The 25,729-nt window shown below is 71.1% G+C and carries 21 protein-coding genes; 12 read left to right on the top strand and 9 right to left on the bottom strand.

Annotated features, from left to right (window positions below; genetic code table 11):
• From AC1ROY_RS22805 to AC1ROY_RS22795, 3 genes are all read right to left on the bottom strand, one after another.
• The coding region (locus AC1ROY_RS22805) for a transposase family protein (protein WP_493151192.1) at positions 1 to 342 on the bottom strand (342 nt) is incomplete at its 3' end.
• 216 nt (positions 343 to 558) lie between these two features.
• Positions 559 to 2,061, bottom strand: a complete 1,503-nt coding sequence (locus tag AC1ROY_RS22800) for a UbiD family decarboxylase (protein ID WP_493151191.1) — start codon at positions 2,059 to 2,061, stop codon at positions 559 to 561.
• Positions 2,052 to 2,696 (bottom strand): UbiX family flavin prenyltransferase, encoded by a 645-nt coding sequence (locus AC1ROY_RS22795; RefSeq protein ID WP_493151190.1) that lies wholly within the window; start codon positions 2,694 to 2,696, stop codon positions 2,052 to 2,054. The genes AC1ROY_RS22800 and AC1ROY_RS22795 overlap by 10 nt, the downstream gene beginning before the upstream one ends.
• A 549-nt stretch (positions 2,697 to 3,245) precedes the next feature.
• Between AC1ROY_RS22795 and AC1ROY_RS22790 the strand changes: the two genes are divergently transcribed.
• From AC1ROY_RS22790 to AC1ROY_RS22780, 3 genes are all read left to right on the top strand, one after another.
• Positions 3,246 to 4,466, top strand: coding sequence for a helix-turn-helix transcriptional regulator (locus AC1ROY_RS22790; protein ID WP_493151189.1), 1,221 nt, complete (start codon positions 3,246 to 3,248; stop codon positions 4,464 to 4,466).
• A gap of 211 nt (positions 4,467 to 4,677) precedes the next feature.
• Positions 4,678 to 11,013 (top strand): hypothetical protein, encoded by a 6,336-nt coding sequence (locus tag AC1ROY_RS22785; protein ID WP_493151188.1) that lies wholly within the window; start codon positions 4,678 to 4,680, stop codon positions 11,011 to 11,013.
• 30 nt (positions 11,014 to 11,043) lie between these two features.
• Entirely contained in the window at positions 11,044 to 11,637 is a 594-nt protein-coding gene (locus tag AC1ROY_RS22780; RefSeq protein WP_493151187.1) for an invasion associated locus B family protein, read from the top strand.
• A gap of 297 nt (positions 11,638 to 11,934) precedes the next feature.
• On the opposite strand, the gene AC1ROY_RS22775 is transcribed toward AC1ROY_RS22780, so the two are convergent.
• Positions 11,935 to 12,267, bottom strand: coding sequence for an STAS domain-containing protein (locus AC1ROY_RS22775; protein WP_493151186.1), 333 nt, complete (start codon positions 12,265 to 12,267; stop codon positions 11,935 to 11,937).
• A gap of 145 nt (positions 12,268 to 12,412) precedes the next feature.
• Between AC1ROY_RS22775 and AC1ROY_RS22770 the strand changes: the two genes are divergently transcribed.
• Both AC1ROY_RS22770 and AC1ROY_RS22765 read left to right on the top strand, forming a co-directional pair.
• Positions 12,413 to 12,571, top strand: a complete 159-nt coding sequence (locus tag AC1ROY_RS22770) for an EscF/YscF/HrpA family type III secretion system needle major subunit (RefSeq protein WP_493151185.1) — start codon at positions 12,413 to 12,415, stop codon at positions 12,569 to 12,571.
• Positions 12,572 to 12,617: 46 nt separating this feature from the next.
• A complete protein-coding gene (locus AC1ROY_RS22765; protein ID WP_493151194.1) occupies positions 12,618 to 12,917 on the top strand; it encodes an STAS domain-containing protein in 300 nt (99 codons plus the stop codon).
• A gap of 13 nt (positions 12,918 to 12,930) precedes the next feature.
• Here AC1ROY_RS22765 and AC1ROY_RS22760 read toward each other — a convergent pair whose 3' ends face one another.
• Positions 12,931 to 13,773, bottom strand: a complete 843-nt coding sequence (locus AC1ROY_RS22760; protein WP_493151184.1) for a helix-turn-helix transcriptional regulator — start codon at positions 13,771 to 13,773, stop codon at positions 12,931 to 12,933.
• Positions 13,774 to 14,108: 335 nt separating this feature from the next.
• Between AC1ROY_RS22760 and AC1ROY_RS22755 the strand changes: the two genes are divergently transcribed.
• On the top strand, positions 14,109 to 15,713 hold the full coding sequence (locus tag AC1ROY_RS22755; RefSeq protein ID WP_493151183.1) for a winged helix-turn-helix domain-containing protein: 1,605 nt from the start codon (positions 14,109 to 14,111) through the stop codon (positions 15,711 to 15,713).
• 10 nt (positions 15,714 to 15,723) lie between these two features.
• On the opposite strand, the gene AC1ROY_RS22750 is transcribed toward AC1ROY_RS22755, so the two are convergent.
• Both AC1ROY_RS22750 and AC1ROY_RS22745 read right to left on the bottom strand, forming a co-directional pair.
• Positions 15,724 to 16,080, bottom strand: a complete 357-nt coding sequence (locus tag AC1ROY_RS22750; protein ID WP_493151182.1) for a type III secretion system chaperone — start codon at positions 16,078 to 16,080, stop codon at positions 15,724 to 15,726.
• Between the two features lie 11 nt (positions 16,081 to 16,091).
• Positions 16,092 to 17,372 carry an MFS transporter gene (locus AC1ROY_RS22745; protein ID WP_493151181.1) on the bottom strand — a complete coding sequence of 427 codons (1,281 nt, stop codon included), beginning with the start codon at positions 17,370 to 17,372 and terminating at the stop codon, positions 16,092 to 16,094.
• A gap of 185 nt (positions 17,373 to 17,557) precedes the next feature.
• Here AC1ROY_RS22745 and AC1ROY_RS22740 point away from each other — a divergent pair, with 185 nt between their 5' ends.
• From AC1ROY_RS22740 to AC1ROY_RS22715, 6 genes are all read left to right on the top strand, one after another.
• On the top strand, positions 17,558 to 17,818 hold the full coding sequence (locus AC1ROY_RS22740) for a hypothetical protein (protein ID WP_493151180.1): 261 nt from the start codon (positions 17,558 to 17,560) through the stop codon (positions 17,816 to 17,818).
• A gap of 22 nt (positions 17,819 to 17,840) precedes the next feature.
• Positions 17,841 to 18,170, top strand: coding sequence for a GCG_CRPN prefix-to-repeats domain-containing protein (locus tag AC1ROY_RS22735; protein WP_493151179.1), 330 nt, complete (start codon positions 17,841 to 17,843; stop codon positions 18,168 to 18,170).
• 38 nt (positions 18,171 to 18,208) lie between these two features.
• Positions 18,209 to 18,709 (top strand): hypothetical protein, encoded by a 501-nt coding sequence (locus AC1ROY_RS22730; RefSeq protein WP_493151178.1) that lies wholly within the window; start codon positions 18,209 to 18,211, stop codon positions 18,707 to 18,709.
• A 205-nt stretch (positions 18,710 to 18,914) separates the two neighbouring features.
• A complete protein-coding gene (locus AC1ROY_RS22725) occupies positions 18,915 to 20,003 on the top strand; it encodes an S-methyl thiohydantoin desulfurase family protein (RefSeq protein WP_493151177.1) in 1,089 nt (362 codons plus the stop codon).
• Positions 20,000 to 21,586 (top strand): hydantoinase/oxoprolinase N-terminal domain-containing protein, encoded by a 1,587-nt coding sequence (locus AC1ROY_RS22720; RefSeq protein WP_493151176.1) that lies wholly within the window; start codon positions 20,000 to 20,002, stop codon positions 21,584 to 21,586. Before AC1ROY_RS22725 ends, AC1ROY_RS22720 begins: the two co-directional genes overlap by 4 nt.
• A 74-nt stretch (positions 21,587 to 21,660) precedes the next feature.
• Positions 21,661 to 22,920 (top strand): phthiocerol/phthiodiolone dimycocerosyl transferase family protein, encoded by a 1,260-nt coding sequence (locus AC1ROY_RS22715; protein ID WP_493151175.1) that lies wholly within the window; start codon positions 21,661 to 21,663, stop codon positions 22,918 to 22,920.
• A 26-nt stretch (positions 22,921 to 22,946) separates the two neighbouring features.
• Here the strand turns inward: AC1ROY_RS22715 and AC1ROY_RS22710 are convergent, their stop codons facing one another.
• Both AC1ROY_RS22710 and AC1ROY_RS22705 read right to left on the bottom strand, forming a co-directional pair.
• Positions 22,947 to 24,647 carry an NAD-dependent malic enzyme gene (locus AC1ROY_RS22710; protein ID WP_493151174.1) on the bottom strand — a complete coding sequence of 567 codons (1,701 nt, stop codon included), beginning with the start codon at positions 24,645 to 24,647 and terminating at the stop codon, positions 22,947 to 22,949.
• Between the two features lie 46 nt (positions 24,648 to 24,693).
• Positions 24,694 to 25,686 carry an alpha/beta hydrolase gene (locus tag AC1ROY_RS22705; RefSeq protein ID WP_493151173.1) on the bottom strand — a complete coding sequence of 331 codons (993 nt, stop codon included), beginning with the start codon at positions 25,684 to 25,686 and terminating at the stop codon, positions 24,694 to 24,696.
• Positions 25,687 to 25,729 lie beyond the last annotated feature (43 nt).

Raw genomic sequence — 25,729 nt, 5'->3', positions numbered from 1 at the left:
GAGCCTCGATATCCCGTGACGGACCAAGCAGCGATGCAGCGACGAGCGCGTCAGATGGGGGATCGTCGGTTGGAGCGCATAGAGGCACTCGTCGAGCGGCAGCAGCGTATGCCGCCGGAACGCGACGACGATCGCTTCATCTTCGACTGAAAGAACCGTCGACTTGGGCTCCTTCGGACCCGTCGGCAGATCGGACGCTGACGTCCGCTTCTTCCATTTGGCGACAGTCTTCTGGTTGATCCCGTACCGCTTGGCGAGGGCCCTCAGGCTCTCTTGACTATGTTGTATTGCTCGACGGACTGCCTCAGTCGTGGTGGCGCTCCCATGCAGAACCTGGCCCATAGCGCTTCCTTCCACTCCCGCGAAAAGACTGCACCATCAAAATCCGGGATCAAACAGTCCTGAGCCTAGATGTTGGCCCCAGGCCATGATGGCGCATCATTTGTCCTGACGCGCCAGGAGGAGGACGCGTTGGGCGTTCTGCACGGTGGCGCCGCAGGACGCGGCGTCTTCGAGCCGAGCCCGTCTACCCAGCCGCCGTGCCGCCTGGGGCGTCCATCACGGCGCCGCGCCGTCCGCCGTCTCGAAGCCGTAGGCCTGCCAGCGCCCGGTCACGCGCGCAACGAGCTCGGGCGGATAGCCGTGGCGGAAGGAGCAGCGCACGGGCAGCATCTCGCCCCACTCCTCCGGCGGCAGGCAATTGTAGACGAGCTTGCCGGTCGTGGCCGACATCTTCTCGCTCTTCCGCAGATAGGCCAGCAGCGGGGCGGCCGCGACGTGCTCGAAGGGCACGTGGCCCTGCAGCGGGTGACAGCGCGTGGCGAAGGCCCAGAGCAGCTCCCGTGCATCGGTCGGGTCCACGTCGTCGTTGAGCACGATGATCTTCGGGAGGACGGCGCCGGCCTTGCTGCCGAACACCACCTCGCCGATGCGGCGGCAGAATTGCTCGCCGTCCTCCACGCCGCTGCGCCGGCGCCAGTCGCGCGGCACGGTGACGACGAGCCAGTGCAGCGCCGTCTCGAAGGGAATCCAGGCCGTGGTGACCGCGAGCCCCGCGGCGCGCAGGTCGTGCAGGATCACCGCCGCGGTCGGAAGGCCCCAGGCCGTGTGGTTCTCCTCCACCGGCTCGCCCGCGACCACGACGGGCAGGATCGCCTCGTTGCGGTGGCTGACGGCGGTCACGTGATAGACCGGCCGCTTCATCGCGCCGCCCGGCCAGAGATAGCCGGCGAACTCCCCCATCGGGCCCTCCTCGGCTGTCTCCTCTAGGTGGAGATGCCCCTCGATAAGGATCTCGGCGCTGGCCGGCGCCTCGAGATCCACCGTCCGGCAGCGCACGGTGCGGATGGGCCGTTCCAGGAAGGCGCCGAGCCGCCCGGCCTCGTCCACATGGGCCGGCAGCGGCATGCCGCAGATGAAGGGAATGGACGGCTCGACGCCGAGCGCGAGCGCGAAGGGCATGGGACGGCCGACATCGGCCCAGGCCTGCGCCACCATCCCGACATGCTGCTCCGGCGCGACGATGCCCGTGAGGCGCCGTCCGTCGAGCCGCATCATCCGGGCGATGGACCAGTTGGTCCAGATCCCGCCCGGCGTGCGCGCGACGATGCAGCCCCAGGTGTTCAGGTAGCGGCCGCCGTCGCCGGCATGGAGCAGCGGCACCGGCAGGCGGTTCAGGTCCACCGCCTCGCCGGTCGCGACGTTCTCGAAGCAGGGCGCGGTCTCCACCACCACCGGATCGACCGGCGGCAGGTCGAGGCTCGCGGCCAGCGCCTCGACAATGTCCTGGCCGGTGCTGCAGGCCGGCATGTCGAGCGAGGCCGCGACGCGGACCAGCTGCCGCCCCGGCTGGCAGCTGAGGCCGGCCGGCGCGCCGAGGATGCGGAAGCCGGCGGGATGGTCCGAGAAGGCGCCGAACAGCGGCGCCGGCGCGCCGGTCTCGTAGCAGCGCCGGACGATCGCGGAGAGCTCGAGGTCGAGCGCGACAGGCTCGGCGACGTCCTGGATCTCGCCCAGGCGCCGCAGGTGGTCGATGTACTGGCGCAGGTCGGTCAGGGGCACGGAAAGGCCTCCTCCTCGACGGCGAGAGAGGACGCCGCGGCGGGCCCGGGCCGGCCGGACCAGGGACGGACGAGGCCGGTCTCGATGTCGAAGAGGTCGAGCACGCGGCCGACCGTGTGATCGACCATCTCCTCGATCGAGGTCGGACGGTCGTAGAAGGCGGGAACCGGCGGGAAGACGATGGCGCCGTTCTCCGTCGCTGCGGCCATGGATCGGATATGGCCGGCGTGCAGCGGCGTCTCGCGCAGCATGAGCACCAGGCGCCGCCGCTCCTTGAGGCAGACATCGGCGGCGCGGGTCAGCAGGCCGTCGGTGTTGCCGGTGGCGATGGCCGAGAGGCTCCGCACGGAACAGGGGGCCACCACCATGCCCATGGTGCGGAAGGAGCCGGAGGCGATGGCCGCGCCGATATCGGCATCCGGATACCAGTGGTCGGCCATCGCGCGGACCTCGCGCACCGTGCGCTCGGTCTCGTAGGCGAGCGTGCGCTCGCCGGCCTTGGTCATCACCAGGTGGCTCTCAACGTCAAGCTCGCGCAGCAGCCCGAGCAGGCGCAGGCCATGGACGATGCCGGTGGCGCCGCTGATGCCGACGATCATGCGGCGGCGGGGCGGCGTGAAAAGATGCTTCTGCATGAGGGCTCCTGCGCCGGATTGCGTGCGGGAACCTGCGCGTGCCCCGCCTGGCGCGGCATGCCCAGAACTGTTCATCCCGCGAATTTCTGATCCGCCATGCGGCAAGCCTCGGGATGCCACCGCTTCCGCCCTCCGCGCATGACCAGTTCTGGGCATGCGCCGGCTGTCGTTCCGGGCGACGGTGCGGCCACCCTGTCGCGGCTCCCGCCCTGCGAAGATTTGGAGATCCTGTCCATGACACCGGCCCTCGCCCTCGTTGCTGCCCTGCTCGCCGGCCCGGCTCTCGCCGACTCCCTTCCCATCGACGGCACTCCCAAATTCCACGCCGCGGAGGCACAGCAGACGGTGCTGCACGACAGCGGGGACTGTCAGGCGGCCGACGATGGGAGTGAACCACCTGCCAAGCGTTGAGGAACGGAAGAAGCCGCCCCAGCGCCGGCCGTGCGCCTGAAGCGCGTGCCCGGCGCGGACCCCCCGGCGCCTCGCGGAACATTGCCCGGCCTGTCAGGGTCTGCGATCGTTAGGGCGGCAGGCACGGTGGGCAGCGACATGGCCGGCGACACGCATGGCGAGCTTCTGGCATGTATCGGCACCATCTACGACGCTGCGTCGGGCAGCGCGGCGTGGATCGACGTCGGCGCGCGGATCCGCAACCTCTTCGCGGCGGAGCGGGCGAGCCTCATTCTTCCCGCCAAGGCCGGCATGCCGCGGGAGCTGCTGGCCCCCCTGGGCGAGGGGGAGGCGGCCTATGCGGCCTATTTCCACGGCGTCGATCCCTTCCGGCGCCAGGCGCAGCAGGACTTCGCGCTGGCGCGGCCGCAGCACTTCCTGCACGCCAAGCTGGGGGCCGAGCTGGTGCCCGATCGCGAACTGCTGAGGAGCGAGTACTACACCGATTTCGGCCGCCGCCACGGACGACGCCACGTGATGGGCGGCATGCTGGGCATGGAGCAGGCGATACCGATCGGCCTGCATCGCGGGGACTCCGCCTTTGCCTTCACCCCGGAGGATTGCCGCAGGCTCGAGATGCTCCTGCCGCACCTGCAGCGGGCCCTCGAGCTGAGCGAGCGCCTGGCGGCGCAGGCCGCCTCCCTGCGCGTGACGGTCGGCGTGCTCGATGCGCTGCCGGCCAGCATGGTGCTCGTCGACGGAGGCTCGAAGGTACGTTTCGCCAATGCCGCGAGCGTCCGCGCCCTGGCGCGGCCGGGATCCGGGATCGCCATGCTGGCGTCGGGGCCGCGCATGGATGGCGGCACCCATCTCACCGCCCTGCACCGCGACGACGCGCGGGAGCTGAGGCGCCTCGTCCTGTCGGCGACGCAGGGCGGCCCGGGCGGCTCGCTCCGCATTCGTCCGCGCGACGATGGCGACCAATTGCCGATGCAGGTCGCGCTGGTCTCTCCGGCCCCGCCCGGCATGCTGGAGGACGCCGATCCCGGGATGCGCGCGGCGGAGGGCCTGGCGCTGGTCGTCGTCGAGGACCTCGTCCGCCGGGCCGCGCCGCCGGCCGCCATGCTGAGCGAGCTTTTCGGCCTGAGCCGCACGGAGGCCGAGGTCGCCGTCGGACTGGTCGGCGGGACGAGCGCGGAGGAGGTCGCGCAGCGGCGCGACGTCGCCATCGACACCGTCAGGAACCAGATTCGCGCCATCCTGCGGAAATCGGAAGTGACTAACCTGCGCGACTTCGAGCGCGTGGTGGCGACGCTCGCAGGCATCGGCACGCAGGCGCCGCCGCGCGGCCGGGCCGAGGCGGCGCGCCTGCTCCGATAGCGCAAGCCAGCCGAGGAACGACAGGCTGCCGCCGCAGCGTCAGCCGCAGGCGAGGGGCAAGGCATTCGCCGGCTTCAACAATGGCCGCATGGCCACGCTGCGTCCGTCGCGTGCGTGGAATTTCGGTTTCCATGACGAATTCTGGGCATGAAGAGGGGAGGCTCCCTGCTCCAGGGTCCGCGCAGATCGATACCCCATGCGAGGACCTTCCATGCAGCACACCATCCCCGGCCCCTCGCAGGGCACGGCCGGCTCCCATCCCTCCGACGCCGACACGATGCCCAGCGCGTCCCGGAGGCGCTCGGGCGAGGGCGCTCCGCATCGCCGCATGCGGTGGAAGAACGGGCGGCGCGCGGATCGCCATGACCCCGCTGCAGCTGTCGCGCCGAGGCCGACGTACATTCTTCGGCCCCCGGTGGCGCCGGAGTCGGGGCCGCGCAGCTGGCTGCGGGCCAGCACGGCCCTGACCGCGGCCGGAAGCCTGGCCGCTTTCGTCCTGATGGGATCCGCCACCGCGCAGACGGTGCTGCCGCCCAATCAGCCCTTGCCCTACGTGCCGAACCTGACCGGCACGACGGGCACGACGGGCAACGACGGCAATCCGCCGACATCGGGCGGCCAAGGCGGCGCCGGCACGTCCGTCGACATCGCGGTGCCCGCCGGCGTCACCTGGCAGTCCAACAGCGCCCAGCCGTTGATCGGGCTCAACACCTCCGGCGGCAGTGGCGGCCCGGGGGGCACCGCCGACTGCAACATCTGCGACTTCCAGAACGGCGGCAACGGCGGCAACGGCTTGAGCGCCGGCAGCGCGACGCTGCAGATCGGCGCTTTGCCGACGCAGCCGACATCGATCACCAGCCAGGGCGCCGGCCCGGCCATCGCGATCACGGCCAATGGCGGATCGGGTGGCACCGGCGGGAACCCGGCCAATCGCGGGACCGGCGGCCAGGCCGGCACAGCCGGCGACGCCGGCGTGGTCACCTTCGGCATGGTCGCCGGGACGAGCGTCACGACCACCGCCGCCGGCACGCCAGCCATCATCCTGCAGTCCAACGGAGGCAGTGGTGGCAATGGCGGGGGCGGCACCGTCACCCACATCGATCATGCCTATGGCCCGAGCGGTGCGCCGGGCCAGTCCGGCGGCGTCATCCAGACGCCGGGCAACACGACGCCCGTGCCGATCGGCGGCACGATCACCTCGGCCGGGTCGGGCATCGTCGCCATCAGCCAGGGCGGGAACGGCGGCTACGGTGCGTCGGCCGGTTCGGAACTCGGTCCCGTGACCGCCGGCACCGGCGGTGCCGGCGGCGATGGCGGGCCCATCGCCCTGAACCTGGCCGGGGCGAGCATCACCGCGCAGGGCGCCAGCGGCCCGGGCACCGGCGGGCAGATCACCGTCGATGCCGGCGCCAACGGCACCACCACGGCGAACGCCTCGGTCATGTCGGCGGCGGTGTCCGCGGCCAGCATCGGCGGGCTCGGCGGCTATGGCGACTACGCGAACGGCAATGTCGTATCGCATGGCGGCAATGGCGGCGCCGGCGGCGATGGCGGGTCCGTGCAGATCACGGTCGATGGCGGCCGCATCCAGACCACCGGCTACGGCGCCATGGGCCTCGTGGGTATCAGCGCCGGCGCGGCCGGTGGCTCGGGCGGGCAGGCCGGCGCGGTCTGGAGCCGGCACGGCGGCGCGGGCGGCCCGGGCGGGGCCGCCGTCTATTCGACCATCACCCTGACCAACGGCACCATCCTGACCACCAACGGCCGGCATGCCGATGGCGTGCTGGCGCTGAGCGTGGGCGGCGGCGGCGGCGTCGGGGGCGATGTCGAGGGCGGCGGCCTCGGCATGTCCCTGGCCTTCGGCGGCCAGGGCGGCCAGGGTGGCGATGGCGGTCCTGCCCTAGTCCTCAATGGCTCCTTCACCCAGGCCGGTGGCTTGACCCCAGGCGGCGTCGTCTCGACGACCGGCAGCGGGGCGCGGGGCCTTTCCGCCCTGAGTGTCGGCGGCGGCGGCGGCCGCGGTGGCGACGCCAATACCGCCGATCTCGGGGTGGGAGCCTTCCCGATCGGCGGCAATGGTGGCATCGGCGGCGCCGGCAGCTTGGCGCAGGTGACCAATTTCGGCGTGGTGCAGACCACCGGCCTGCATGCCGTCGGCATCGACGCGCAGAGCATCGGCGGCGGCGGCGGCAATGGCGGGGCGGCGCATGCGTACAACGTCAGCGCCACCGGCGTGATCAACCTGGGCGCGGCGGCATCGGTCGGCGGCACCGGCGGCACCTGCATCGTGAACGGCGCCTGCCCCACCGGCGGACCTGCCACGGTGCTGAACTACGGCCAGGTCCTGACCATGGGCGGCGACGCGCATGGCATCCGCGTGCAGAGCATCGGCGGCGGCGGCGGCCATGGCGGTGCCAGCGTCGCCGAGAACCTGATGGTCAACCTGTCGCCGGAGGATACGCCCTCGATCCAGCTCACCGCCTCGATCGGCGGCAATGGCGGCAGCGGCGGCGATGGCGGGACGGTCACGGCGCTCAATGCCGGCATCGTCATCGCCCAGGGCGTCGGCGCGCATGGCATCATCGCGCAAAGCATCGGCGGCGGCGGCGGCACCGGCGGCGATTCGACCGCGACCACCAACGCGATCACGCCCTCCAGCATGAGCATCACCACCGCGATCGGCGGCAGCGGTGCCGGCGGCGGCAATGGCGGCCACGTGAACGTCTACAACAGCGGCCTGATCTGGACGCTGAACCGGCTGGCGCCGGGCATCTCCGCGCAGAGCATCGGCGGCGGCGGCGGCAGCGGCGGCTACGGCAATGCGAGCACGGGCAGCTACTCCACCAGCGAGGGGAAGGGGCTGAGCGTCAATGTCAGCCTGGGCGGCACCGGCGGCGTGGGCGGCGAAGGCGGCAATGTCACGGTCACCAATTACGTCACCGCGGCCAATACGCCGGACCCCACCGGCGCGGGCGGCTACGGCGCCGGCGCGATCGCGACGATGGGCGACGGGTCCGATGGCATCTACGCCCACAGCATCGGCGGCGGCGGCGGCAATGGCGGCAATGCCAGCGCGAATGGCGGCAGCGGCACGGTCACGATGAACATCTCGCTGGGCGGCACTGGCGGTTCCGGCGGCAGCGGGCACACCGTCACCGTGGACAACGGCACCGGCACGATCCAGACGCTCGGCGGCCATGCCGCCGGCATCTTCGCGCAGAGCGTCGGCGGCGGCGGCGGCCGCGGTGGCAATGGCGGCCAGAGCGGCGGCGCTGACCCCAACTACACCGTCAACACCCTGATGCAGCAGGGCCTGGGCCTGAACGGCCAGGTCACGAACGTGGTCGACAATGTCTATCAATGGACCGGCCAGGTCGCCGGCTATTTCGGCCAGCCCGGCACGCTGAGCGAAGTCGTCGACTCCTACATCACCAGCAACATGGCGGCCGCCCAGCCCGCGACCCCCGAATCGTCCGACAGCAGCCTGACGGTGAACCTCGGCGCCGGGCTGTCCGGCAGCGGCGGCGGGGCAGGCAATGGCGGCCAGGTGACCGTCCTGAATGCGGGCAGCATCACGACGGCCGGGCCGCTCTCGCCGGCGATCTTCGGGCAGAGCATCGGCGGCGGCGGCGGCCTGGGCGGCGCCTCCAACCCGGCGATGGACCAGGCACAGGTCAACAGCAGCACAGTGACCCTCTCGATGAGCCTGGGCGGCGCCAATGGCCTGAGCGGCTCCGGCGGCGCGGTCGGCGTCACCGACAGCGGTGTCATCGTGACCGGCGGCGATGCCTCGCCGGGCATCCTGGCGCAGAGCATCGGCGGCGGCGGCGGCCATGGCGGCGTCACCATGATGGGCGTGCGGAACACCATCACCGGAACCGGGCTGCTCGGCACGGTGACGCTGGGCATGGATCGCACCAGCAACGGCCAGGCGGCCTGGAACGCGCCCTCCGGCGGCCAGGTCACCGTCACCACCAGCAACATCACGACCACGGGCAACGAATCGCCGGGCGTGCTGGCGCAGAGCGTTGGCGGTGGCGGCGGCATCGCCGCGGTGATGTCGGGGCGCTTCAACTCGCAGACCGGCGGCTGGACCAGCGCGCTGAACAACCTGCCGGCGGACAGCCCGCAATGGGTCGATTTTCGCTTCATGGCGAATGCCCCTGCAGGGTCCACGGGTGGTCCGGTCAACGTCACGCTGCAGCCGAACGGCTCGGCCTTCGGCACCATCACGACGGGCGGGCAGAATTCCTACGGCATCCTGGCCCAGTCGGTCGGCAATGGCGGCGGCATCGCCGTCACCGACTACACGCCCTACACGATGGCGAATTTCGTCTCGCCGGAGCTCTCGGTGGCCGGCAGCAACGCCGGCGCCGTCACCGTCACCACGGTTGGCCCCTCCGTCATCACCACGACCGGCGATGGCGCGGTCGGCATCCTCGCGCAGAGCGTCGCCGGCGGCGGCATCGTCGGCGGTATGGACGGCGTCGCCATGACCTACCGGACCGTGAACTACCAGGCGCAGAGCTATGGCGGCACCGTCACCGTCAACAACAGCGCCGACATCCATGTGAGCGGCGCCTATGCGCATGGCATCTTCGCGCAGAGCACCGCGCTCGGCGGCGTGTTCGGCCCTGCTGCCGGTACGCCAGGCACGCTGGTCACGGCAGCCTCGGCGGGAAGCTGCGGCAGCGGTTGCGCCAACGTCGGCCAGGTGACGGTGAACCACAATGGCGGGACCATCTATGTCCATGGCGCGAATGCCTATGGCATCGCGATGGTGAGCCAGGGCAACCCGTCGGGCACCAACAACACGACGCTGAACGTCAGCTCGGCAGGCTGGATCGCGACCGATGTCAATGCGGCTGGTGCGGTCTTCATCGGCGGCGCGGATGCCAATGCCGTCTACAACTATGGCATCATCAACGCCCAGGCGGCCGGGCTGGCCTTCGCGACCTGGGCTGGTTCCGGCAACACCCCGGCCGTGGCCCATGTCGTCAACTACGGCGGCATCATGGGCTCCGCCGTGCTCGGCGGTGGCAGCGTCTTCACGAATGCCGGCGGCGGTCAGTGGCAGATGGGCAATGTCGTGAATCTCGGCACCGCCGGGCGGGTGGACAACGCCGGCACGCTCGATATCGGCTATGGCCGCTCGATCGCGGCGACCACGCTGACCGGCACGCTGACGCAGAGCTCCACCGGCCGGCTGGTGGTGGACACCGACCACGTGGCCAAGCGCGGCGACATGCTCACCGTGCAGGGCACGGCGACCATCGCCGGCACGGTCGAGAGCCGCCCTATCAGCCTGGTCAACGCGCCCGTCACGGTGCTGACTGCGACCGGCGGCGTCAGCCTCGATCCCTCGGCCACCGGCACGCGGACCTACGCCTTCAACTTCAGGCCGGTGACTGACGGCTCGAGCCTGAGCATCCAGCCCCAGGCGGACTTCGCCGGCACGGGGGGGCTGAATGCCAACCAGCTCCAGGTCGCCTCCCATCTCCAGCAGCTCTGGAACAATGGCGAGAGCCTCGGCACCGGCTTCCTCGCCCTCTCCGGCATCAAGGACGGCGGCACCTATGCCCAGGCGCTGAACACCCTCTCCGGCCAGACGCTCGGCGCCGTCGCCGCCTTCCGCTTCGCCAGCAGCCAGGCCTTCGTCGGCAACATGCAGAGCTGCCCCGACCTCACCGACGTCAGGCTGCGCCAGCGCGAGCGCGACTGCGTGTGGTCCCGCGTCGCGGGCAACACCACGACGCAGGGCGCCATGGCCGGCGCGCTCGGCTACCAGGCGAGCTCGGTGACGGCGCAGTTCGGCGGCCAGCGCGAGGTCCGGCCCAACTGGTTCCTCGGCGCCTCCATCGCCTATGAGAGCACGCGCTTCACCGGCGGCCAGGGCACCTCGCGCGTCACGGGCGACGGCGTGCTCGGCGGCGTGGTGCTGAAGTACCAGCGGGACAACTGGCTGTTCTCCGGCACGCTGGATGCGGGCTACGGCTCCTACGACAGCACGCGCCAGATCGTGACCGGCAGCCTCGTGCAGGCGGCCACCGCCTCGCCGAGCGCCTGGCATATCGGCGCCACCGCGCGGGTGAGCTACCGGATGCCGATGGGCAGCTGGTACGTCCGGCCGATCGCCGAGCTGCGCGTGGCCCGGATGATGGGCAATGCCTACACCGAGCGCGGATCGAGCCCGTTCCGGCTGGCGGTGGAAAGCGAATCCTCGACGCTGGTGACCGGCACGGGTGCCGTCGAGGTCGGCACGCGGGTGGATGTCGGCCGCTTCGGCACGCTGCTGCCCTATGCGAGCGCGGGGCTGAGCGTGAACGGGCAGGACGGCTGGTCGGCCACGGCGCGCTTCGCCGGCGCGCAGGGCGCGAGCGGCGGCTTCCGGGCCTCTACGCCGATCCCGACCACGCTGGCCCGCCTCTCGGTCGGCGCCAACCTCGCGACCACCGGCAATATCGAGCTGAAGGTCCAGTACAACGCCGACCTCGGTGACCGGTACACCTCCCATACCGGGCTGGCGCGGCTGGCCTATAGGTTCTGACGTGACGCGGAACGGAGACAGGAGATGAGGATGATGGCGATAGCCGAAGGGGCCGGGCGCGCTGCCTGGCTGCGTGGCCTGGCGGTCCTGGCCGCGGTCGCGGCGCTCCCCGCGGGAGCGGTGGCGCAGGCGCCGGCCCGGGGCGCGGCTCCGCCCCCTGCCGCGCCGGCGGCGCGCGCGGTCCCGGTGCCGGACCGCACCACCGCCTCCTATGGCGAGTGGACGCTGCGCTGCCAGCAGGCGGCCGGCGCCGAGGGGCGGAGCTGCGACGTCATGCTGACCGTCCTGGATCAGCGGGCCCAGCCGCTGGTGCAGCTTGTGATGCGGCGCGGGGCGGCGCCGGGGAGCCTCGTCGTCATCGCGCAGGTGGGGGTCAGCGCCACCGTCTCTGAGCCCGCGCGGATCTTGGTCGGGGAGACAGCGATCTCCACCCTGCCGTTCCAGCGCTGCCTGGTGCAGGGCTGCTTCGCGGAGAGCCAGCAGGAGGAGGCGCAGATCACGGGCCCAGCGGGTCAGGCGGAGGCGCTGCAGCTGCAGTACCGCAACGGCGAAGGCGCGCCGCTGGCGTTCCAGATGCCGCTGCGGGGGCTGACCGCTGCGCTGCAGGCCTTGCGCGCCATGTAGCGGGCCTCGCCAGCCAATGCTGGCAAAAAGGCGGGGGCCGAACAGTGCAGGGGGGCGGCAACATGCCGGCCACGGGCGATCGAATGCCGGCTTCAGATCGGGTTCGCGACGTCCGCTGCCGCGTCTGACGCGCGCGCGACATTTGACCGCCTCATCCTGCTCGTCATCGCCCCCAGGCAAACCCGGGCCGGTTCAAAACGATCCGGCAAGGTCCGATGGGCGAGGGAGTCGTGGAGGCGCGAGGAAGGAATCGCCACGCTGCCGTTGCCGCTTCCCGCCCGGAAAGGCGCAGCCAGGTCAGGCCACCGCAGCCCGGGCCGCTGCCAGATTGGGCTCGATCCGGAAGATGTTGGAAAAGCCGCTGATACGGAACACCTCCCGCACCTGCGGCGCCAGCCCGGCCAGCACCAGCCGATGCGCAGCGCCCCGCGCGATCTTGGCGGACTTCAGCAGCACCCCCAGCCCGGCGGAGCTGACGTACCGCACCTCCTTCATGTCGATGATCACCGCCGGCAGCTCCTCCATCCGGGCGCACAGCACATCCTCCAGGTCGCGCGAGGTGGTGCTGTCGAGCTGGCCTTGAACGGTCACGACATGGGCGGCGTCGGTGGCATGTTCGGTGATTTGCATGGCGCTTGAATCATCCTGAGGCGCGCAGCCGGAACCCGACGTTCCGGCCTGCACGATCGACGGTCAGGGGATCACCCGCCCCAGGGGCGTGACGCATGGTCAACTCTGGTTATGCGGGCCGGAATTTCTTGCCTTAGAGCAGGCCATGCGCGCCTTCTCGCAGAGCATGGATCCCAACAGCACGGCCGACATGATCAAGATGCAGAGCATGACCCAGCAGTGGTCGGTGGCCGTCGACCTGGAATCCAACATGGTGAAGACCATCGGCGACGCGCTGAAGGGCATCGTCCAGAAGGTGGGCTAACCGCAGCCCCATGCAGATCGAAACGGCGAGCTAGGATGGCGCGAGCATCCTCCGCGCCCATGGCCGGCTGGATTCGGGCACGAGCGACGCGTTCGAGGCCGCGCTGATGCCGCTGCTGCGCAGCGGCGCGCGAATTGTGGCGCTGAATCTGAAGGGGGTGGCCTATGTGTCCTCCGCCGGCCTGCGGATCTTCCTGCTGGCGGCGAAGGAGGCGAAGGCCACCGGCCGTCGCGTCGTGGTCTGCGGCCTGTCGTCCGGCATCCGCCACATCTTCCAGCTCGCCGGCTTCCTGAAGCTGATGGCCGAGGCCGGCACCGAGCAGGAGGCGCTGCAGGGCAGCGCCTGACCCCTTCGCTTCCTTACCGGGTCAGGCGCGGTGCTTCGGCGCCGACGGCCGCAAGCGTCGCCATCACCCGCTCGAAGTCGCGCAGGTTGGCCATCTCGGATTTCCGCAGGATGGCGCGGATCTGGTTCCGGACCGTCTCGGGGGAGACGTCGCGCTGCGCGGCGACCTCTTCCGCGCTGGCCCCGCCGACGAGCGCGACCGCGACCTCGGCCTCCGAGCGGCTCAGGCCGAAGAGGTCGCAGAGCATCGAGGCCGGCGGAGCGGACCGCCGCACGAGATCCTCGATCACCACCAGCGCCAGGCCCTCCGCGCCGCCCAGGCCGGCCGGGGCCGGCATGACGAAGGCCGCCTGCATCGGCAGCTCCGACACATCCGCGTCGCGGGGCCGGATCCGCAGCGAGCCGCCCGGCCCGCCCTGGGCCGTGGAGGCGATCAGGCGCCGCAGCGCAGCCGCATCCTCCTGGTGGAGCGCCGTCAGGATCGAGCCGTCCGCCCGCGGCCCGGCGGCCCGCATGGCGATGCCCGAGCCGGGCCGCCGGAGCGCCTCCAGGCCGGCGGCGCTGGCGAAGCGCACCACCGAGCCCGCATCCACGCCCACCGCGCGGATGGAAAGCGCGTCGAGAAGGCCGGCCGCGAGGCGGTCCTGCGCGGCATCCGTCTTCGGAAGCGCCTCGACGGCCTGCTCGCGCGGGGCGGGCAGGGGCCTGACCAGGCGGTCCTCGCGCTGAATCTCCCGCCGGAGGTTCCGGAAGCCGGCGTCGCGGGCCGACGGCCGGGTGTTGGCGCGCGGCGCCGGCTGTGTCTTCGCGGCGCTGCCTCGCGCCCAGGGTGTCGTCACCTGCTCCAGCATCGGCATGGTCTCGCTCCGTGTCCCCGCCTGCCGCTGCTCCGGCTCCCGGAGGACATCCGGGGCGGCCACGGCCTTGCTGGCGGGGAGATAGCCGCGGGCGGCGCGGCAAGTCCCGAGAAGCGGGCGATCATGCGCTGAGCGTTTGCCGAAATCCCCGCCGGGAAGTTGTTCGGGAAGCGCGGCGATGTGCCGCCCGAGGCGGCACCATGCCGGGTGTTTTACATCGGCGGGATGCACGCAGGGGTTGCCGGCATGTCAGGGTTCGGCAGAATACCGCTCCTGGAGACTCCAGGCGTGCAGCACGAGCCTGGCTGCACCTGGAGCAGAGGAGCTGGGCTGCGATGGCGGTGGAGAGCCGGGCTGTCTACCGGTTTGACGGGTTTCGCCTCGACACGGTGCGCGGCACGCTGCACGGCCCGGATGGTGCGGAGCTGTCGCTGCGCCCGAAGGGCTTCGCGCTGCTGCGCTACCTGCTGGATCATCCTGGCGTGCTGCATGGACGCGAGGCGCTGCTGGACACGCTCTGGCCCGGCGTCGTGGTCACCGACGACAGCCTGACGCAGTGCATGGGCGACCTGCGCCGGGCCCTGGGCGATCGCGCGAGCCACGTGCTGCGCACCGTCTCGCGCCGCGGCTACCTCCTGGCGGTCGAGGTGACACGCGAAGCCGAGTCGGTGCCTGCGACGCCTGCCGCCCCGCCCGCGGCCGCCTCCGCGCCGGCGGCGCCGGCCGCGCGGGCGGCCTCGGACGGCCGATGCGACCTCGTGATCCTGCATCCCTTCGAGGCCGCCGCCGAGGACGCGGCCCTGCGGCATCTGGCCGGCAGCGTGGACACCGAGCTGATCGGCGAGTTCGCCCGCTTCGAGAAGCTGCGCCTCGTCGCCGCGCCCGCGGGCGAGGGGCAAGCGGACTACCGGGTCCGCGGGACGCTTCGTTTGGCCGACGGCGCGTTGCGGATCGCCGTCCGGCTGGAGGAGGCCGACAGCGGCGCGGTGCTCTGGGCGCATCGGGCCGAGGCGCCGGTGGGCGAGCCGCCCGAAGGCATGATCGGCCGGCTGGTGTCGCTGATCGCCCGGCAGATCGACCGGCAGAGTCTGCAGAGGGCGCGCGCCAAGCCCCTCGCCGCGCTGACCCCGCGCGAGCTCTGCCTGCTGGGGCGCGAGCATCACCAGCGCGGCACCGAGGTCGACACGCTCCTGGCGCGTGAGCTGTTCGACCGCGCCATCCGCGCCGATCCCGGCTTCGCCGTGGCGCATGCCTGGCAGGCCTATACGGTGCACCGCGCGATCACCCACGGCTGGGGCAGCCCGACCGGCGAGCAGGCCCGCGACCTGTCGCTGACGCTCGCGCGCCGCGCCGTCGACCTGGCGCCGGAATCGCCGCTCTGCCTGTCGCGGCTCGCCTTCGCGCTGCTGCTGCACCGGCGCTGGGAGCCGGCGCTGGAGGCTGCGCGGATGTCGCTGCGCAGCACCCGGAACGCAGACCACGGCAGCCGCAACACGGCCGGGGAGGTGCTGGCCCATGCCGGATATCCCGAGGAGGCGGTTGAGGCGGTGCAATGGACCATCGCGCTCGACCCGTATTGCCCTCCCACCACGCGCGCGGTGCTGGGGCGGGCGCTGGTGCTCGCCGGCCGCCTTGAGGAGGCGCTGCCGGAGCTGCGCTGGTGCATCGTGCGCCTGCCGGACTATGCGCCGGCCTATCACTCGCTGGTCGTCGCCGCGGCCGAGACCGGGCGGATCGAGGAGGCCCGCGAGGCGCTGCGCGAGGTCTTCCGGCTGCAGCCCGCCTGGAAGCCGCGCAACCACACCGGCGTCTGGTTCTTCCGCTACGAGCGCGATGCCGAGCGCTTCCTGGCCGCCTTCCGGGTGGCCGGCTGGATCGACGCGGCGGGGTCGCCGCTGGGCGCCGCGCCGCGCCGCGTCGAGAGCGACCCGGCCTCCTGACCGGCCGGCGTCAGCCGCGGAGGAAGCCGCCGGGGGGCTGGAGGGCCGCCGGCGCGTCCTCGGCGTCGTCGATGTCCGCCTCGCCCTCCTCCTCGTCGTCGGCGTTCAGCGTGCCGCGCAGCCGCTCGGCGGTGTTCACGAACTGCTGCAGCGCTCGCTCGAAGGCTGGGAAGTCCAGCCTCTCCATCGCCAGCGGCTGCTGCAGCACGATCGCGCGACTGGCGGAATCGCGCGCCAGCATCGCGCCCTTCTCCTTGTCCACCAGCGGGCTGATCAGGACGTCGTCCAGCGCCCAGGAGGACAGCCCCACCTGCGCCCCGAACTGCTCCAGGACGCCGTTCATCTGGTTATGCAGGGTCGTGCTCATGACGCATTGGCTCAGGATCGGGTGGCGAAGGGGCGGGGGCCGGATGGGGCGGCGGCCTCGCCGGGAGGCATAGGACGCTTCCGCCCGGGCCCCCAGGCGAGCAGCGCCAGGATCGCGGCCGCCATGACGGCCACCGTCAGGCTCATCGCCAGGCCGTAGTCGCCGCCGAGGCGGCCGGCCATCCAGAGCTGGATATTGGCATTGGCCGCCGCGAGGAAGTTGCCCGCCTGGTAGGCGAAGCCGGGGAAGGTCGCGCGCACGGCCGGGGGCGACAGCTCGTTGAGGTAGACCGGCACGATCCCCCAGGCGCCCTGCACGAAGAACAGCAGCAGGGCGGCGGTGAGGCCCAGCGCCGCCGGCGTGGCGGCCGCGGCCCAGAACGGCAGCGCGGGCAGGGCCAGCGCCACCGCGAGGCCCATCGCCCAGGGCCGGCCGATCCGGTCCGACAGGGCGCCGAAGGCCAGCCCGCCGGAGAGCGCGCCGAGATTGGCCGCGATCATGATGAGCGAGATCGTGTCCGTCCCGAGCCGGTGCTCGGTGCCGAGCACGGCGCTCGGATAGAGATCCTGCGAGCCGTGGCCGAGGAAGTTGAGGGCCGTCATCAGCAGGATCGCGAAGACGGCGAGGCGGGCCTGGCCGCGCAGGACGGGCCACAGGCCCGCATGGCGCCCGGCCTCGTCGCGCGCCAGCCATTCCGGGCTCTCGGGCACCGAGCGCCGCACGTAGAAGACCAGCAGCGCGGGCAGGACGCCGACCATGAAGAGGCCGCGCCAGCCGAGCCAGGGCTCGGCCAGGTAGAGCAGCGAGGCCAGCAGGTAGCCGGTGGGATAGCCGGCCTGCAGGATGCCCGAGGCGAGGCCGCGCCGGCCGCGCGGCAGGCTCTCCATCACGAGGGAGGCGGCGACTCCCCATTCGCCGCCCATCGCCACGCCGAAGAGCGCGCGGAGGATCAGAAAGGAGGTCAGCGTCGGCGCCAGGCCGGAGGCGAATTCCAGCAGGGCGAAGCAGACGATGTTGAGCATCAGGATCGGCCGCCGGCCGAAGCGGTCCGCGAGCCGGCCGAAGATCAGCGCGCCCACCGCGCGGCAGCCGAGCGTCAGCGTGACGGCGACGGCCACGCTGTCCAGCGAGGCATCGAAGGTCGCGGCGACCTGCCGCAGCACGAAGACCATGATGAAGAAGTCGAAGGCGTCGAGCATCCAGCCCAGGAAGGAGGCCGCGAGCACGTGCCGGATCTGCGACGGCGTCGCGCTGGCCTGCGGTGGCGGGGCGATGGCGGCGGCGGTGCTCATGGCGGCTCGGTCATTCCTGGTGGCGCGGCCCGGGCCCGAGGACCCGATCCGCGCGGTTGGAGCTTCCGGGGCTTAGCCGCCGGGACGGAGGCCGCGCATGGCCAAATCTGGTCATGCGCGCCGCTGCGGAGCGAGGCACATGTCCCCCCATGGCCGGGCGGCGATCGCCCATCGTGGAGAGCGAGATGACCGATACAGAACATGACCGGCGCGGAATGCTGCGCGCCCTCCCGCTGCTGGCGGCAGGCGTGGGCGTGGTGGCGGCGGGCTGCACCATGGCGCAGACGCCCTTTCCCAACCTGACCGACGCGGAAGAGCATCTCGCCGCGGCGCTCGAGGCGCTGCATCGCGCCCCGGACCGCTTCGGCGGCCACAAGGCCGAGGCGGTCCGCCTGATCCGCGGCGCGCTGAACGAGATCGAGCTCGCCCGCATCGCCTTCCGCTGACCCTCAGACCCAGGAGCACGACATGAGGCATTCGACCTTGACCATTCTCGCGGCCGCCGCGGGGCTTGTCGCCGCCGCGGCCCCGCTCGCCGCCGCGCCGCTTCGGCCGGCCACCGGCCTGACCGCGGGCGCCGTGATCCCTGTCGCCGAGGGCTGCGGCCCTGGGCGCTGGCGCGGGCCCTGGGGTGGATGCCGTGGTCCCGGCTGGGGTCCCGCCCCCGGCTACTCCTACGGCCCGCCGCCCCCGATCCCGAGCTGGAACGGCTGCCCGCCGGGCTTCTGGCGCGGACCCTGGGGGCATTGCCGCGACACTCCCTATCACGGCCGCCTGCCCGGCGGCGGCTGGCAATAGCCCCTTCTCGACATCCCGTAATCCCAAGGATTGCTTCCATGAAGAAGATGCTCACCCTCGCGGCCGTCACCATGCTGGCCGTTGCCGCCCCCACCGCCTCCGATCGCGCCCAGGCGCAGCAGGCGCCCGCTGCCGGCCCGGCCGTGCCGGACTACACGGCCGAGGACGCCCGTGCCGTGCTGAATGCGCGCCTGGCCGCGCTGAAGGCGGTGATCGCGCTGACGCCGCAGCAGGAGCCGCTGTGGGCGCCGGTCGAGACCGCCATCCGGGACATCGTGCGCGACGCCGCCAATCGTCGCGCGCAGCGTTTGAGCGCGGCACCGTCGGCCCACTTCCTCGACGTGCTCGGGGCCATCGCCGATGCTGAGGAAGCGCGCGGGCGCGACCTGCGCCGTTTCGTCGACGCCGCGAAGCCGCTCGTGAACTCGCTGACGGAAGCGCAGCGCCGGCGCGTTCCCGCCTTTCTCGGCATGACGGACCACAGCGGTCCGGCCCAGGCCAGCGGGCAGCTCTGGCTGTTCGAGGAAGAGGAAGGCTGATTGCGGCGACCAGCGCGCCTCTGCTGGCTGGCGTGACCTTCCATCGAGGCGCCCGCCGGGCGCCTCGCCCGCCGGGGCACAGCGGGTCCTGCATGACGAGGGTTGAGCCGCTGCCGGTCTGAGGGACGGCATCCCTGGCCCGGCCGGGCGCAGCCTCCTTCAGCCCCGGGATCGCGGAGCGACGCCGCAGACGAAAGGGATCACCATGCCTCGTCCATTGGACGCCGAAGAGCTGGATCTCCTGGCGATCGGCGCCTGGATCCTGGGAACCGGCGGCGGCGGGTCGCCCTACGCCTCCCACCTCGTCGCCCGCCAATTCTACGAGGAGGGCGGCCGCATCGGGCTTCTCGATCCGGACGAGCTCGCCGATGACGACCTCGTGGCCGTGGTCTCGACCATGGGCGCGCCGCTGGTCTTCCAGGAACGGATGACCGATGCCGCCTTCGCCCTCAAGCCCCTGCGGATCATGGAGGCCTATCTCGGCCGCCGCTTCCGCGCCGTGATGACGGTGGAGATCGGCGGCTGCAATGCGTTCCAGCCGCTTCTTGTCGCCGCCGCATCCGGGCTGCCGGTCGTCGATGCGGACGCCATGGGCCGCGCCTATCCCGAGGCGCAGATGCAGACCTTCTCCATCGCCGGGCTGCGGATGGTCCCGCATGTCGTCTCCGACATCCGCGACAATGACGTCATCATTCCGACGGCTTCCGGCTGGCGGGAGATGGAGCGCGTGCGGCGCCGGGTCTGCACCGAGTACGGGTCGGTCGCGACCACCTGCCAGGCGCCGCGCAGCGGGGCCGAGGTGAAGCGCCACGCCGTGCTGCGCAGCCTGACGCAGGCCATCGCGCTGGGGCGCGAGGTGCGCCGGGCGAAGACGGCGCATGAGGACCCCGTCATGGCCACCGTCGCGGCCGCCCACGGCAAGCGGCTCTTCACCGGCAAGGTGATGGATGTGCAGCGACGCACGACCGAGGGCTTCCTGCGCGGATCGCTCGACCTCGCCGGCCTCGATGCCGATGCCGGCGCGGACTTCGAGATCGAGTTCCAGAACGAGTTCTCCATCGGCCGGCGCGACGGTGTGGTGATCGTCACGACGCCCGACCTGATCTGCGTGCTCGACAGCGTCTCGGGCGAGGCGATAGGCACCGAGAGCCTGCGCTACGGACAGCGCGTGACGGTGATCGCCCTGCCGTCGCAGCCGATCCATCGGACGGTGGAAGGGCTGCGCCATGTCGGCCCGCGCGCCTTCGGGCACGACGTCGATTTCCGCAGCGTCTTCGCGGACGACCCGGCATGAGCCGCATCGGAATCGACGTCGGCGGCACCAACACCGATGCCGTGCTGCTGGAGGACGGCAAGGTGCTCGCCGCGGTGAAAAGTCCGACCACCGCCGATGTCGCGGACGGCGTGCGCCAGGCGCTGGCCGACCTGCTGGCGGCGGCCGAGGGCCTGCCCGCGGCGGGCCGCATCGAGGCGGTGATGATCGGGACCACGCATTTCACCAATGCGGTGGTCGAGCGCCGTCACCTCGACCGCGTCGCCGCGCTGCGCATCGGCCTGCCCGCCAATGCCGGCCTGCCGCCCTTCATCGGCTGGCCGAAGGAGCTCGCCGCGGCGATGCGCGGCAGCACCCACATGGTGCGCGGCGGGCACGAATATGACGGGCGAATCCTGGTGCCGCTCGACCGCGCGGCCGTGCGCCGCGAGGCGCAGCGCATCGCCGAGAGCGGCATCGGCGCCGTCGCCGTCACCAGCGTCTTCTCCCCGCTGACCGATGAATGCGAGCGGGAGGCGGCGGAGATCGTGCGGGAGGTGATGCCGGCGGCACGCATCACGCTCTCGCACGAGATCGGCCGTATTGGCCTGCTCGAACGGGAGAATGCGGCCCTGCTGAATGCCGGGCTGCAAGGCCTCGCGCAGCGCACCACGGCGGCCTTCGAGCGAGCGCTGCGCGACAGCGGCATCAAGGCGCCGCTCTATCTGACGCAGAATGACGGCACCATCGCGCAAGGCGCCGCCGCCGAGCGCCACCCGGTCTATTGCTTCGCCTCCGGCCCCACCAACAGCATGCGCGGCGCGGCCTTCCTCTCCGGCCTCGCGGATGCGCTGGTGGTCGATGTCGGCGGCACGACCACCGATGTGGGTTGCCTGAGGGGCGAGTTTCCGCGCCAGGCCAATGCGACGGTCGAGATCGGCGGGGTGCGCACACTGTTCCGCATGCCGGACCTGATCTCCATCGGCCTTGGCGGCGGCACGGAGATCGCCGGGGACGGACGCCGGATCGGCCCGGGCAGCGTCGGCTTCCGGCTGCCACAGAAGGCGTTGTGCTTCGGTGGGGATACGCTGACCGCCACGGACATCGCGGTCGCGGCGGGACGGATCGCGCTGGGGGAGCGGGGGCGCCTGCGCGCGCTGCCCGGTAGGCTCGTCCGCGACAGCCTCGGCCGCATGGAGCGCATGGTCGCCGAGGTGGTGGACCGCATGAAGACCGATGCCGCGCCGATGCCCCTGATCGCGGTGGGCGGCGGCAGCTTCCTGGTGCCCGACCGCATGGAGGGGATCTCGGAGGTGGTGCGCATCGAGCACCACGCCGTGGCCAATGCCGTGGGCGCGGCCATCGCGCAGGTCAGCGGCGAGGTGGACCGGATCTTCTCGGGCGTCGAGCGCGATGCGGCGCTCGATCAGGCGACCCGGGAAGCCACAAGGCGCGCGATCGAGGCCGGCGCGGAGGCGGGCAGCGTGCAGACGCTCGACGTGGAGGACATCCCCATCGCCTATCTGCCGGGAAATGCGCGGCGCGTTCGCGTGCGCGTCATCGGGGACATCGGGCGGCTCCTCGCGCAGGAACGGCACCTCGAACAGTTGCGGCAGGCTCCATGACGGGCGCCGCACGGCCGTCGCCATCCGGGTCCGGCGGCCGCGTGTCTTCATTCACATCATCGAAGGAACCGAACATGCAGACCAACCTCATTGAACGAACCTCCCAGGAACAGCTCCCCGCCACGGGGCGCGTGTATCGCGAAGCCTCGCCCACGGAGATGATCTACATCGCCACGCGCATGATCGTCGTGAGCCGCAGCAGCATCGCCGGAACGGTCAGCCGCGCGCAGTTCGAGGCGGCCGTCGCCGAGCTTGAAGCCAGGTACGGCATTCTGCGCTCGGTCGTCGAGGACGGATATTTCGTGGAGCGCATGGATGGCCGGTCGGCGGTCGAGGCCTGGCTGCCGGCCGACGGACACTCCGCCGAGGCCCTGTACGCGACGCTGCTGAATGCCGAGCTGGACACGCAGAAGACCCTCTACGGCATCCACGCCATCGCCGGCGACGAGGCGCTCGATGTCTTCATGCTCACCTCCCATGCCATCACGGACGCGACATCGCTGATCGAGCTGCATTCGTACCTCGCCCACATGTGCGATTGCGCCGTGCGAGGGGAGACTCCGACCCTGGACGAGCAGCCCTTCCCGAGCCCCGTCGACGAGGCGGTGAGTCGCAGCCTGGCTGCGCTCTCGACGGAACCTCCCCCCTCTTCCTATTCCGGGGTGTTCGCCGAGATTCCGCTGCGCGCGCCGCATGAGGGCGGCCCCGTGACGCATCGCCTCGAGCGCATCGTGATCGAGGCGGACCAGGTGCAGCGGATCAGGGATGCGGGCCACGCCACCGGCTCATCCATGCACGCGCTTCTCCTGGCGGCGTTCGCCCTCGCGATACGCGACGTGGCCGAGGGTCAGCCGAGCCGGATTCTCATGCGGTCGTCCGTGGACATGCGCCGGCGGCTCGAGCCCCATGTCTCGACCGAACTGGTCTTCACGGCCATCACGGGACACATCACGCCCGTCCCCGACCTCGACCGGCCCATGACCGAGATCGCCCGGCTCATCTTCGAGGATATCCATGAGGGGGTGGCCAATGGCAGCATCTTCCATGACTACGTCAATTACCCCAGGGCGTTCGGCAGCCCGCAGCAGGCGCCGGTCGCGATCAACGTCTCCGACATCCAGTCGGTCCGGTTTCACTGGCCGACGGAGCGGCTGACAGTGACTGGATTCGAGTATGCGCTGGGCTGGCTGAAGAAGTTTCCCAACGTCTCGGTCTCCGTCTACGACGGGAGGCTGATCGCGAACGTCGCGTACGTGGAGGAATTCGCCGAGCCCGACGTCATGCGGGCCATCTCGGAGGGCTTCGTCAGACGGCTGGATTCCGTCTGCCCCTGAGATCGTCCCTGTTCCGGGATCGAGCGCTACGTCCGCCTTGCGGCGAGCGGGGCGTAGCGGGGAGTCCAGACCTTGGCGCGGATGCGCTGATGGATCTGATCGACCGGGACGTCGGCGGCGTAGCCTTCCTGATGCGCCTTCATGGCGACCGCGAGAGCGACCTTGGCGGCGACCTCGCGCAGTGCGCTCACGGGGGGCAGCAGATTGTGCTTGAGGTTGTCGCGGGCCGGCGACGAACTGGCCAGCGCCTTCGCGGCCGCCATGAACATCCCATCGCTGACGCGGCTTGCGCCGACCGCCAGCGCGCCCAGGCCGACACCGGGAAAGATGTAGGAATTGTTGGTCTGGTCCACCTTGAAGCGCAGGCCGTCGCGCGTGATCGGCGGGAACGGGCTGCCGACACCGATCAGCGCGCGCCCCCCTGTCCAGGTCTCGATATCCGCCGGCGTCGCTTCCGCGCGCGAGGTCGGGTTCGACAGCGGAAAAATGACCGGCCGGTCGTTGCATGCGGCCATGGCGCGGACGACCGGCTCGGAGAAGGCGCCCGGCTGGCCGGACACGCCGATCAGAACGGTTGGCCGGGCGTTGCGCACGACGTCGAGGAGTTCGATCCGGTCGGGATGGTCCAATGTCCAGCCTTCGATCGCCTGCCTGGTCCGGACGAAGGGAAGCTGGAAGGGCGCGAGTCCCGGCATGCCCTCGATCAGGAGCCCGTCACGATCGACCAGGAAGAAGCGGGCCGCGGCCTCGCTGTCCGACAGGCCGGCATCGCGCATGGCCGCGCGGATCAGTCCGGCGATGCCGCAACCGGCCGAGCCCGCGCCGAAGACCGCCACGCGCTGCTCGGCGAGGGGCACGCCCGTAACATGGATGGCGGCCAGCAAGGTCCCGGTGGCGACTGCGGCCGTGCCCTGGATGTCGTCGTTGAAGGTGCAGAGCCGGTCACGATAGCGCTCAAGCAGGCGCGTCGCGTTGTTCTTTGCGAAATCCTCCCATTGCAACAGGACATGCGGCCAGCGCTTGGCGACGGCCGAGACGAAGGCCTCGATGAAGTCGTCGTACTCCTGGCCCCGCACGCGTTCGTGTCGCCAGCCTACATAGAGCGGATCGGCCAGGCATTCGGCATTGTCGGTCCCGACATCGAGCAGGATCGGCAGCGTCGCCGCGGGATGCAGGCCCCCGCAGGCCGTATAGAGCGCGAGCTTGCCGATCGGGATGCCCATGCCGCCGGCGCCCTGGTCGCCCAGCCCCAGGATGCGCTCGCCATCGGTCACGACGATCGCCTCAACCGAATCGAAGCGCGGCTGCGCGAGGATCCGGTCGATCCGTGACTGGTGCGGCAGGCTGAGGAACAAGCCACGCGGCTTGCGGAACAGGCGGCTGAACTGCTGGCAGCCGGCACCGACGGTGGGCGTGTAGGCGATCGGCAACAGCTCTTCCAGGTTCCCGACGAGCACGGCGTAGAACAGGGTCTCGTTGGTGTCCTGGAGCTCGCGCAGGAAGGCATAGCGCTCGAGGTCGGTCTCGAACTGGCGCAGCGCCTGGAGAGCGCGGGACATCTGCTCGTCCAGGGTCGAGACGTTCGGCGGCAGCAGGCCGTGCAGGTCGAAGGCGTCCCGCTCGGCCTCGGAGAAGGCCGTGCCCTTGTTGAGCTGCGGATCGGCCAGCAACTCGTATCCGCTTCGCGTGGTCGTTATGTGAGATACGATTGCGTCTGACAATGACATCCACTCCAACCATGCCAGATCCTGGGCCGCTGCCGAGATCGTTGGCTCAACGATGGACGAGATCGCGCGCCGTCATCCAGTCAAGCACGAGGCCGGCGATCTCGGCGCTGTTGTCGTCCGCCATCAACGCATGGCTGTTGCCGCGAATGCCATGCGCGGGCAGGTCGATCCAGGTCACGTCGCCGCCTGCGGCGATCAGCGCATCACGCCAGCACTCGGAGGCCGCGCGGGATTTGACCCAGAATGGATTGTCGTTCCAGTGGTCGCCCCAGATGAACAGATGAGGCACGCCCGTCAGAGAGGCAACGGCGGCGACTGCCGGGTCCGGTGCGCCGGATGGCTCCATCGATATGACCGCACGCACCCGCTCGGGGGCACGAAGCGCGGCGGTGAGGCCGAAATTGCCGCCCTGGCTGTGGGTGAGGATAATGATGCCCGGATCGAGACGCTGCACCAGCGCATCGTAGGCTGCCTGCATCAGCATGTTGTTACAGCTCCATCGCGGCACGCATTGAGCGAGGAACGCCTCGAAGGCCTCCACGGGAAAGCGCAGCCCCGGATGGGGGCGCCGTTTCGACGGATCGGCGTCCCAGGAACCGGCGGGCCCGAAGCGAAAGGTTTCCTCCCAGGCCTCCCGCGCCGTGCGGAAGAAGGGTGCCTCAGGATAGACCTGAGGGAAGGGCGCGAAGGAGGCGCGCCCGCGCTCGACAGCGTCCGAGACGAAGGTGTCGAAGCCCGCCCGCAGGAAGAACATCTGCCAACCGGGCCGCCCATCGGGCGTCGTCTCCCAGTTCACGCCCGTCATGCCCCCGCCGTGCCACATCAGCAGCGGCGCCACCGCCTTCGGCGCGGCAAGCCTGACATACTGGACGTACATCTGCCCGGAGACGATCTCGCCATTGGGGTCGATCTGGCGCGCCGGTCCGCCGGGCGTGCTGACCCGCTCGCGAAGCGGCATGCCTTCGAGGCGCACCATGCGCCCACCCACATGGAAGGATCCGATCTCGGCCACCGAGATGGGAAGGGATGTGCTGGTCACCCGTCAGCTCCTGTGCCTGCGTGCTTGATCTTGCGCGGATGCT

The organism is Roseococcus sp. GW821-FHT12F05 (assembly GCF_058806835.1).
Note: the sequence above shows the minus strand (reverse complement) of the source record. Positions and strands in the feature narration are given on the sequence as shown.